Annotated in this window: 10 protein-coding genes; 9 read left to right on the top strand and 1 reads right to left on the bottom strand. The window is 74.2% G+C overall.

Annotated features, from left to right (window positions below; translation table 11 throughout):
• The 3 genes from G3I54_RS19205 to G3I54_RS19195 form a co-directional block, all read left to right on the top strand.
• Window positions 1-547: helix-turn-helix domain-containing protein (locus G3I54_RS19205; protein WP_164616097.1), on the top strand; the 547-nt coding region annotated here is incomplete at its 5' end.
• 67 nt (window positions 548-614) lie between these two features.
• Window positions 615-1,202 (top strand): helix-turn-helix domain-containing protein, encoded by a 588-nt coding sequence (locus tag G3I54_RS19200; RefSeq protein WP_164616096.1) that lies wholly within the window; start codon window positions 615-617, stop codon window positions 1,200-1,202.
• Between the two features lie 46 nt (window positions 1,203-1,248).
• The gene (locus tag G3I54_RS19195; protein ID WP_164616095.1) at window positions 1,249-2,505 is read left to right on the top strand and encodes an MFS transporter; all 1,257 of its coding nucleotides are present in this window, start codon (window positions 1,249-1,251) and stop codon (window positions 2,503-2,505) included.
• Window positions 2,506-2,551: 46 nt separating this feature from the next.
• Here G3I54_RS19195 and G3I54_RS19190 read toward each other — a convergent pair whose 3' ends face one another.
• Window positions 2,552-3,184, bottom strand: a complete 633-nt coding sequence (locus G3I54_RS19190; protein WP_164616094.1) for a TIGR03085 family metal-binding protein — start codon at window positions 3,182-3,184, stop codon at window positions 2,552-2,554.
• 84 nt (window positions 3,185-3,268) lie between these two features.
• Here G3I54_RS19190 and hisI point away from each other — a divergent pair, with 84 nt between their 5' ends.
• The 6 genes from hisI (at window position 3,269) to trpC (ending at window position 8,194) form a co-directional block, all read left to right on the top strand.
• Window positions 3,269-3,646 (top strand): phosphoribosyl-AMP cyclohydrolase, encoded by a 378-nt coding sequence (gene hisI / locus G3I54_RS19185; protein ID WP_164616093.1) that lies wholly within the window; start codon window positions 3,269-3,271, stop codon window positions 3,644-3,646.
• 9 nt (window positions 3,647-3,655) lie between these two features.
• A complete protein-coding gene (locus G3I54_RS19180) occupies window positions 3,656-5,149 on the top strand; it encodes an anthranilate synthase component I (protein ID WP_164616092.1) in 1,494 nt (497 codons plus the stop codon).
• A gap of 14 nt (window positions 5,150-5,163) precedes the next feature.
• A complete protein-coding gene (locus G3I54_RS19175; protein ID WP_164616091.1) occupies window positions 5,164-5,838 on the top strand; it encodes a TIGR02234 family membrane protein in 675 nt (224 codons plus the stop codon).
• A 112-nt stretch (window positions 5,839-5,950) separates the two neighbouring features.
• Complete coding sequence (locus G3I54_RS19170) at window positions 5,951-6,202, top strand: HGxxPAAW family protein (RefSeq protein WP_164616090.1); 252 nt, start codon at window positions 5,951-5,953, stop codon at window positions 6,200-6,202.
• A 669-nt stretch (window positions 6,203-6,871) separates the two neighbouring features.
• Window positions 6,872-7,270, top strand: coding sequence for a DUF2752 domain-containing protein (locus G3I54_RS39535; protein WP_343240365.1), 399 nt, complete (start codon window positions 6,872-6,874; stop codon window positions 7,268-7,270).
• Window positions 7,271-7,384: 114 nt separating this feature from the next.
• The gene (gene trpC, locus G3I54_RS19160) at window positions 7,385-8,194 is read left to right on the top strand and encodes an indole-3-glycerol phosphate synthase TrpC (RefSeq protein WP_147962944.1); all 810 of its coding nucleotides are present in this window, start codon (window positions 7,385-7,387) and stop codon (window positions 8,192-8,194) included.
• The last annotated feature ends 95 nt before the right edge of the window (window positions 8,195-8,289 follow it).

Here is an 8,289-nt window from a genome sequence, read left to right as displayed (position 1 = left end):
CGCCGCCCCGGAGGCGGCGGTGCTCTGGCACCCGGGCCCGGAGGCCGAGTTCGCGATCCTGCCGCTGGCGGGCCCGCCCGGCGAGCTGAGCGAGCTGGCCGCCGCACTGGACGTACCGGCCGGCGTCCGGGCCGGGATCGGCTCCGCCGTCGAGGGCCTGGCCGCGCTCGGCGACGCCCGGCGGCTGGCGGAGACCGCGCTGCGCGCCTGCCCCGCCTCCGGAGGCACCGTCCTGCTCGACGAGCACCTCCCGGACGCCCTGGTCGCCTCCTCCCCGGCCCTGGCCGGAGCGCTCGCCGACCGGGTGCTCGGCCCGCTGGACCGGCTGGACCCCGCCGACCGCGACGTCATCGTGGAGACCCTCACCGCCTGGCTGGACGCGGACGGCTCCGCGCAGCGGGCGGGCGCGAGGCTCTACTGCCACCGCAACACCGTCCTCAACCGCCTCCGCCGCTTCGAACAGCTCACCGGCCGCTGCCTCACCCGCCCCCGGGACGCGGTGGAGGTCTCGCTCGCGCTGGCCGCCCGACGGCTGCTCGGCACCTGAAGAACTCCGCAACAAATATTGCGCAATTATTCTTGCGCAACTTTTCCTGTGCGTCTACGGTCGTGTCATGCCCAGTGAAGAACGACGCCGCATCTCCGACCTCGACACCCTCAAGGCGATCGGCCACCCCCTGCGCCTGAAGCTCTACCGGGCCCTGCACATCAAGCGCACCGCCACCGCCTCCCAGCTCGCCGACCTGGTCGACGAGGCGGTCTCGCTCGTCAGCTACCACCTGCGCAAGCTCGCCGACAGCGGACTGATCGAACCCGCCGAGGGGCAGGGCACCGACGGCCGGGAACGCTGGTGGCAGCCGTCCTCCCGAGGGCTGACCTTCAGCGACGAGGACTTCGACGACGCACCGGACAAGGCGGCCGTCTACGCCGCCGCCAACCGGATGTCCTTCGACCAGCACGTCGAGCTCTACCGGGCCCATCAGGACGCCCGGCACACCTGGGACCCGGAATGGCGCAGCGCCTCCTGGAGCTCGGAGAACCTCCTCCGGCTCACCGCCGAGGAACTGGCCTCCCTCAGCCGGGAGATGGGCGCGCTGATCGACCGTTACGAGGAAGCGGGCCGCGCCCGCGACGAGGCGGGCGACACGGCGGGCCGGGAGAGCGTCGCCCTGCACACCTACGGGTTCCCCTTCCGCCCGTGAACCCGCCGACCCTTCCGGACCGCCTCACTTCCTCAGGGACGAACCCATGACCGCCGGCACCGTGGAATGCCCCGAACGGCCCGCGCACCGCGACCCGAACGTCCTGCGCTGGCTCGGCGCGTACACCGCGTCGATGATCGGCGACAGCGTCTACTTCATGGCCCTCGCCTGGGCCGCCGCCCGTACCGGCAGCGCCTCCGGCACCGGCCTGGTGCTCGCCGCCGGGTCCATACCCCGGGCGCTCCTGATGCTCGGCGGGGGAGTGCTCGCCGACCGGCTCGGGCCCCGCCGCGTCGTCATCGGCAGCGACGCCGCCCGCGCGCTCCTGGTCCTCTCGCTCGCCGCCACCCTGGTCCTCACCGCGCCCACCGTGGGCGTCCTGGTGGTCGTCGCCCTGCTCTTCGGCGCGGTCGACGCCCTGTTCCTGCCCGCCGTCGGGGCGCTGCCGCCCCGGATCAGCGGCCCGGGCCAGCTCGCCCGGATCCAGGGCCTGCGCGCACTGGCCGCGCGCGGCTCCTCGATCATCGGCGCGCCGATGGGCGGGGTCGCCGTGGCCGCCGGCGGACCCTCGCTCGCCTTCGCCGTCGCCGGAGTGCTCTTCGCCCTGTCCCTGCCGCTGCTTCTGCGGCTGCGGATCAGACCGCTGCCCGGGCCGGAGACCTCCGGTGAGGCATCGGCCGCCGCGAAGACCCCCAACGCCTGGCACGACCTCGTCGACGGGCTCCGGTACATCCGCCGCCACCCGCTGCTCGGCCCGCTCATGCTCGTCATCGCCCTCAGCGAGCTCGGCTTCGTCGGACCGCTCAACCTCGGCCTCATCCTGCTCTCCGAGCAGCGCGGCTGGGGCGCGGCCGGCATGGGCTGGATCGTCGCCGGATTCGCCGGCGGGGCGGCCGGGTCCGCCCTCGTCCTCGCCGTCCGGGGCCGGGTGCCGCGCGCCGGAACGGTCATGTGCCTGATGGCCCTCGTCGGCGCCACCGGCATCGCCGCCCTGGCGCAGGTCCCCTCGGTGGCCCTCGCCGCAGCGATCGCCGCGTTCGTCGGCCTCACGGCCGGCCTGGCCGGGGCGCTGTGCGGAGCCCTCGTCCAGACCGCCGCCGACCCGGCGTACCTGGGCCGGGTCACCTCCGTATCGACGTTCTTCACCTACGCCATCGCCCCGCTGAGCTACCCCGTCACCGGGGCCGCCGTCGCCCTCTGGGGCACCGGGCCGGTCTTCGCGGTGAGCGCGGCCGTGTGCGCGGCCGGCGGCGCGGCGGGCCTGGCCGTCACCACGCTCCGCCGCGCCGAACTGCCCCGCTGACCTGCCCGGACCCAACCCGGGCGGACCTGTGCGGCAGGGCCCGGGCTTACATCCCCAGCTCGGCCGACTTCAGCCGCTCCACCGCCGTCTGGTCGCCCTCCACCTCGACGTCCGCCGCGTCCTGCCGGCCGAACGCGTACAGCAGCAGCTCGGAGGGCTCCCCGGTCACCGTCACCACCGGCGTCCCCTTGTGGGCCACCGCCGTCTGGCCGTCCGGGCGGCGCAGCACCAGGCCCACCGGGGACCTGCGGCCCAGCAGCCGGGCCGTCTTCTCGGTCCGGGACCACAGCACATCGGCGAAGACCGGGTCCAGCTCACGGCGCGACCAGTCGGGCTGGGCCCGGCGCACGTCCTCCGCGTGGACGAAGAACTCGACGGTGTTCGCCGCCTCGTCGATCTGCTTGAGGGACATCGGGGAGAACCGGGGCGGACCGGTGCGGATCAGCTGGATCAGTTCCTCGTACGGCTTCGCCGCGAACTCCGCCTGCACCCGCTCCAGCCGGGCCTTCAACGCGTTCACCAGCAGCCCGCCCGCCGCGTCCGCGCGGCGTTCGCGGACCACCACATGGGCGGCCAGATCGCGGGTCTTCCAGCCGTCGCACAGGGTCAGGGCCTCGGGACCGGCCGCTTCCAACAGATCGGCGAGCAGAAGACGTTCACGCTTCGCATGGGTCGACATGCCCGCCAGCGTACGACCGTCACCCGGGGTCCGCCCAGTGGACGTCCGCCCGGAAAGCGCTCGCGACCACGGCACAATGGGCCCATGACCAGCACGCCCGGCGCCACGCCGCCCGCCAGCAGCCTCGACCCGGCCATCGCCGCCCGCCTCAAGCGCGGCGCCGACGGCCTGGTCCCGGCCATCGCCCAGCAGTACGACACCGGCGAGGTGCTGATGCTCGGCTGGATGGACGACGAGGCGCTGCACCGCACCCTCACCACGGGCCGCTGCACCTATTGGTCGCGCAGCCGCCAGGAGTACTGGGTCAAGGGCGACACCTCCGGTCACGTCCAGCACGTGAAGTCCGTCGCCCTGGACTGCGACGCCGACACCGTCCTGGTCAAGGTCGACCAGACCGGCGCCGCCTGCCACACGGGCGACCGCACCTGCTTCGACGCCGACGTCCTCCTCCTCGACAGCTAAGGTCCGGCCATGGATCTCGACACCTTCCGCAAGCTGGCCGTCGACCGCCGTGTCGTCCCCGTCAGCCGCCGCCTCCTCGCGGACGGCGACACCCCGGTCGGCCTGTACCGCAAGCTCGCCGCCGAGCGCACCGGCACCTTCCTGCTGGAGTCCGCGGAGAACGGCCGGACCTGGTCGCGCTACTCCTTCATCGGCGTCCGCAGCGACGCCACCCTCACCGCCCGCGACGGCGAGGCCCACTGGCTCGGCACCCCGCCCGTCGGCGTCCCGGTGACCGGCGACCCGCTGGACGCCCTGCGCGCCACCGTCGAGACCCTGCACACCCCGCGCGACCTGGTGAGCGACCTGGGCCTGCCGCCGTTCACCGGCGGCATGGTCGGCTACCTCGGCTACGACGTCGTCCGCCGCCTGGAGAAGATCGGCGAGCACGGCGGCGACGACCTGAAGCTGCCCGAGCTGACCATGCTCCTCACCTCGGACCTCGCCGTCCTCGACCACCAGAACGGCACCGTCCTGCTGATCGCCAACGCGATCAACCACAACGACCTCGACACCGGCGTCGACGAGGCCCACGCGGACGCCGTCGCCCGCCTCGACGCGATGGAGCGCGACCTGCGCCGCCCGGTCGAGAACGCCCCCGCCGTCCTGCCCCCGTCCGAACTGCCGCCGTACACCGCGCTGTGGGGCGGCGAGGCCTACCAGGAGGCCGTCGAGGACATCAAGGAGCGCATCCGGGCCGGCGAGGCCTTCCAGGTCGTGCCCTCCCAGCGCTTCGAGACCCCGTGCACGGCGAGCGCCCTGGACGTCTACCGGGTGCTGCGGGCCACCAACCCGTCCCCGTACATGTATCTCTTCCGCTTCGACGGGTTCGACGTCGTCGGCTCCAGCCCGGAGGCCCTCGTCAAGGTCGAGGACGGCCGGGCCATGGTCCACCCGATCGCCGGGACCCGGCACCGGGGCGTCACCCCGCAGGAGGACCAGGCGCTCGCCGACGAGCTCCTCGCCGACCCCAAGGAGCGCGCCGAGCACCTGATGCTCGTCGACCTCGGCCGCAACGACCTGGGCCGGGTCTGCGAACCGGGCAGCGTCGAGGTCGTCGACTTCATGTCGATCGAGCGCTACTCCCACGTGATGCACATCGTCTCCACCGTCACCGGCCGTGTCACCGAGGACCGCACCGCCTTCGACGTGCTCACCGCCTGCTTCCCGGCCGGCACCCTCTCCGGCGCCCCGAAGCCCCGCGCCATGCAGATCATCGAGGAGCTGGAGCCGAGCCGCCGAGGCCTGTACGGAGGCTGCGTCGGCTACCTCGACTTCGCCGGGGACTCCGACACCGCCATCGCCATCCGGACCGCCCTGCTCCGCGACGGCACCGCGTACGTCCAGGCCGGAGCCGGGGTCGTCGCCGACTCCGACCCGGTCGCCGAGGACACCGAGTGCCGCAACAAGGCGGCCGCCGTGCTCCGCGCCGTCCATACGGCCAACCGGCTCCACGGCCGCTGAACCGGTAGGGGATAGTGGAGGGCGTGAGTGCTGTCCCCGTACCCCAGCCCCGTGCCCGAACCGCCGACTCCGCGTCCGGCGCCGCGCCCGACTCCGCAGGGAGCCGACGCAGTCTCGCGGCCGGTCTGCTCCTCGGCGCGGCCGGCGCGACCGTCGTCCTCCTCGCCTCCGGGCAGACCTGGGCCGAGGGCGACGCGGCCACCGGCGGCGGCGCGCTGCCGCTGACCGTCGACGGCCAGGACGTCACCGGCGTCCCGGCCGCCCTGGCGGTCGTCGGTCTCGCCGCCCTCGTCGCCGTCTTCGCCGTACGCGGCGCGGGCCGCCGGATCGTCGCCGCCCTCCTCGCCCTCAGCGGCCTCGGAGCCGCCCTCAGCGCCTGGGCCGGCGGCTCCGACAGCACGGCCCTCGACGAGGAGGCCGCCAGAACCACCGGCGACGCGGCGGCCACCATCCACGCCATCGGGTACACCGCCTGGCCCTACGTCACCGCCGCCGGCGGCCTGCTGATCCTGCTGGCCGGGCTCCTCGCCCTGCGCTACGGCAGCCGCTGGCCGGCCATGTCCGGAAAGTACGAGCGCGACGGCACCCCCCGCCCCGGCAAGGCGCCGCGCACCGCCCCCGACCCGGACCGGCCCGAGGACCTGTGGAAGGCCCTGGACCGCGGCGAGGACCCGACGCGCGAGGCGTGACCCCACGCTCACCTCGCGCGGCCCCATACGGGACAATGGGCCCGAGCCGTCCCCCGGGCGGCGGCCACACATACAGCGTCACCCACAGCGCAACACCAACGAGGAGCAACTCATGGCGGGCACGAGCCACGGACACACCCCGGCCGCCTGGACCGGTGTCATCATCTCCTTCATCGGCTTCTGCGTCGCAGGCGTCTTCATGGTCGCGGCCAACCCGCTCGGCTTCTGGGCCGGTATCGCCGTCATCTTCGCCGGCGGTCTCGTGGGCCTCGCCATGAAGGTCGCCGGCCTCGGCATGCCGAAGGAGTCGGCCGAGCTGGCCGAGGCCAGGGAGCGCGCCGGGCGGGCGCAGATCTCCCACTGACCCGGGCGCCGGCCCGTCCCGGCGACCGACACGCAGACAGGCGCAGCCCCGGTGGGGCTGCGCCTTTTCGCGTCGACGGGGGACAATCACCGGGTGGACGCCTCGCCTACCCCCGCCGCAGCCCAGCCGCCGGACCCCGGACCCGCCCCGCGGCCGGGCCCCGACCCGGCCCGCCCGGACGCCGCACCGCCGGGCGTCGGCCCCTGGAACATGCCGCTGACGGTCTGCCCGACCCCCGACATGCCCCACCCACCGTCCGATCACGGAACCCCCGCTTCCTCAGCCCGTACGCCGCGTGAGGACGGAACCCGCGCTTTTCCAGCCCGTCCGGCGCTCGAGGACGGAACCCCCGCTTTCTCGGCCCGTACGCCGCGTGAAGACGAAACCCCCGCTCTTTCAGCCCGTCCGGCGTTTGAGGACGGAACCCTCGGTGGGGTGGGCCCGGAGCTCACAGGCGCCTCGGGCGAGGGGGCCTCGCAGGTGCCCGGCCCCCACGGCCACGGTTCCGTCCTCAAACGCCGGACGGGCTGGGTAAGCCGGCAGACGGGCGGGGCGGGCCGCCGGACGGGCTGGGCAAGCCGACAGACGGGCTGGGTGAGCCGGCAGACGGGCGAGGAGGGTCGCCGGACGGGCTGGGTAAGCTGGCAGGCGGGCCAGGAGGGTCGCCCGGTGGGCCGGGTGCGTCGGCTCGCCACGCCCCTCGGCATCCTCGCCGCCGTCGCAGGCGCCTTCACCTACGTCGGCGCCATCGACCCCAACGACCCCGGCCACTACCCGGTCTGCCCCCTGCTCAGGCTGACCGGAGTCCTCTGCCCCGGCTGCGGCGGACTCCGCAGCGCCCACGCCTTCATCCACGGCGACCTCGGCGCGGCGCTCTCCGCCAACGCGATCGCCACCGTCGGCTACTTCCTCTTCGCCGCCGTCTGGGTCCTCTGGCTGACCAGGGCCTGGCGCGGACAGCCCCTGCGGATCGCGCTGGCACCCGCCTGGTGGTGGGGCATGGGGGCCGTGCTGCTGATCTTCACCGTGGTCCGGAATCTGCCGTTCGGCTCGGCACTGGCCCCCTGAATGCCCAGGTAGTGGGACGCGGCGTGGCCGGATGCGAGCGCCGGGCCCTCCTGCGGATACCATCGGTATGGCTGATCCTGTTCCCTCATCACCGTTCGGAAGGGGGCCGCTCGCGTGAGTGTGCTCGACGAGATCATCGACGGCGTTCGCGCCGACCTCGCGGAGCGGCAGGCGCGCGTCAGCCTCGACGAGCTGAAGGAGCGCGCGGCCCGCGCTCCCCAGGCCAAGGACGGAGTCGCCGCCCTGCGCGGCGAGGGCGTGACCGTCATCTGCGAGGTCAAGCGCTCGTCCCCCTCCAAGGGGGCCCTGGCCGCCATCGCCGACCCGGCCGCGCTCGCCGCGGACTACGAGGCGGGCGGCGCGTCCGTCATCTCGGTCCTCACCGAGGAGCGCCGCTTCGGCGGCTCGCTCGCCGATCTGGAGGCCGTCCGCGCCAAGGTCGACATCCCGATCCTGCGCAAGGACTTCATCGTCACCTCGTACCAGCTGTGGGAGGCCCGGGCGTACGGCGCCGACCTCGCCCTGCTGATCGTCGCCGCCCTCGACCAGGAGGCCCTCGTCTCCCTGATCGAGCGCGCCGAGTCGATCGGGCTCACCCCGATCGTCGAGGCGCACGACGAGGAGGAGGCGGAGCGCGCCGTGGACGCCGGAGCCAAGATCATCGGTGTCAACGCGCGCAACCTGAAGGACCTCAAGGTCGACCGCTCCACCTTCGAGCGCGTCGCCCCCGAGATCCCCGACCACATCGTCAAGGTCGCCGAGTCCGGCGTCCGCGGCCCGCACGACCTGATCGCGTACGCCAACGCCGGCGCCGACGCCGTCCTGGTCGGCGAGTCCCTGGTAACCGGCCGCGACCCGCGCGCCGCCGTCGCCGACCTGGTCGCCGCGGGCGCCCACCCGGCGCTCCGCCACGGCCGCGGCTGACCGGGAACGGACGACAGCGACCATGACCGGACGTCCCGTGCCCCGCACCCGGCCGGGCCTCGGCCTGGCCGGGACCCCGGCCCGGGACCCGCACG

Origin of the sequence: Streptomyces sp. SID14515 (assembly GCF_010548505.1) — a bacterium.
Classification (GTDB): domain Bacteria; phylum Actinomycetota; class Actinomycetes; order Streptomycetales; family Streptomycetaceae; genus Streptomyces; species Streptomyces caviscabies.
The sequence above is the reverse complement of the archived record's forward strand: the minus strand, read 5'-3'. Positions and strand labels throughout refer to the sequence as shown.